The organism is Thalassolituus sp. UBA2009 (genome assembly GCF_002335285.1).
GTDB classification, from domain to species: Bacteria; Pseudomonadota; Gammaproteobacteria; order Pseudomonadales; family Oceanobacteraceae; genus Venatoribacter; species Venatoribacter alkanivorans.
Window position 1 is genome coordinate 30,053 of sequence record NZ_DDCJ01000153.1, and the last position, 1,634, is coordinate 31,686.

The 1,634-nt window shown below is 51.5% G+C and carries 2 protein-coding genes; both read right to left on the reverse strand.

What is annotated here, in order from left to right:
- Nucleotides 1-44 precede the first annotated feature (44 nt).
- Nucleotides 45-641, reverse strand: coding sequence for a YajG family lipoprotein (locus B3P58_RS19110; protein WP_286719803.1), 597 nt, complete (start codon nucleotides 639-641; stop codon nucleotides 45-47).
- The gene (yaaA, locus tag B3P58_RS19115; RefSeq protein ID WP_286719805.1) at nucleotides 634-1,422 is read right to left on the reverse strand and encodes a peroxide stress protein YaaA; all 789 of its coding nucleotides are present in this window, start codon (nucleotides 1,420-1,422) and stop codon (nucleotides 634-636) included. Before yaaA ends, B3P58_RS19110 begins: the two co-directional genes overlap by 8 nt.
- Nucleotides 1,423-1,634: the final 212 nt, after the last annotated feature.

Here is a 1,634-nt window from a genome sequence, read left to right on the forward strand (position 1 = left end):
GGAATATTCCGGGCTTTTTTATGCATCAGTCATGCTGTAAAAAATCAGCCCTGCACCGTCACATTCAGTGCCTGCTGCAGTTCTTTATCGTTAAACATGTGCTGCCACAGTTTATCCAGAACCTCGTTCACCCATTTCTGGTTATATTCCACCGCTGGTGACGCCGCCAGAGAGCGGGTTTCGTTGGCGCTGTATGGCTTGGTGAAGGTTTTTCCGTTATCCATAACGGTAATCATAAAGCGCATTTTCATGCCGCATTCGTTTACGATCGCGCCTTCATTACACTGATAAGAAAACTCTTCAACCGTCAGCTGTACACGCACCGGATCAACCGGGCTGGCAGATCCAAAACCCAAAGATTTCAGCGACTCCTGCATGCGTGCCGTTAACACATCGCTTAATGGTTTTTCTGACAGCAGCGGAGAATTTTCCGGCGCCCGGCCACCGCGGTGTCCCAGCACATCGGCGTCTTGTCCGCGCTCATCCACTACCCGCACCAGGGCATCACGCTGAATAGCCGGCATGCCGCCGGGTACACTGACGCTTTCATTCAGGGCAATGGTTTGTGGTGCCAGTACACAACCACTCAGACCCGCCGCCATGGTGCCAGTTAACAGGCTGGCGATTACTAACTTACGCATTCGGAATATCCTTCTCTGCTCGTTTAAATACCCAGGTATCGCCGCGCGAATCTTCGGCGCTGAAACGATAACCCGCCACATCAAAATCCTGCAGGGCTTCAGCCTTTTGCAGCTGCCTGCGGATAATATAAGCCGTCATCAGACCGCGGGCTTTTTTCGCGTAAAAACTGATGATTTTATACTGGCCGTTTTTTTCGTCTTTAAAGACCGGTGTAATCAGGCGGGCGTTCAGTTTTTTCGGCTGCACCGATTTAAAATATTCATTCGACGCCAGATTAACGACCACATCTTTACCCTGTTGTTCCAGCTCACGGTTAAGTGCCTCAGTAATGGTGTTACCCCAGAAGCTGTACAGGTCTTTACCACGGGCATTATTCAGTTTGGTGCCCATCTCCAGCCGGTAAGGCTGAATTAAATCCAGTGGCCGCAGTAAACCATACAGGCCACTTAAAATACGTACATGACTCTGGGCAAAATCCAGCTGCTGCTGATCCAGTGTATCCGCCTGCAGACCGGTATAAACGTCACCTTTGAAGGCCAGAATAGCCGCCTTGGCATTATCGGCATTAAACGGCAGGCGCCAGTCGTGGTAGCGTTGCACGTTCAGTTCCGACAGCGCCGGGCTGAGTTTCATCAGCGCACCGATATCATCCGGAGAATACTGTTTAAGCACATCCACCAATTCGGCAGAATGTTGCAGAAAATCGGCCTGAGTTGCTTTTGCCGTGGTCGGCGGCGTGTCAAAATCCAGCGTTTTCGCCGGTGACAGTAACGTCAGCATGCGGGCATCCTGTAAATGAAAATTGCGCCTATCATAACGAGTCCCATCCCATGACCCAAATAGAGTCCGCCTATGTCCCTGCTTAAACAGGATAATCAGGGCGGAATCCGCTTTACACACAGCACCACTCATATCGCTCTGACGCTACCTGAGCCCTGGCCGGTGCTGAGTTCTGCGGTACTCAACGGCGGCTTTACCAGCACCCACAGCCT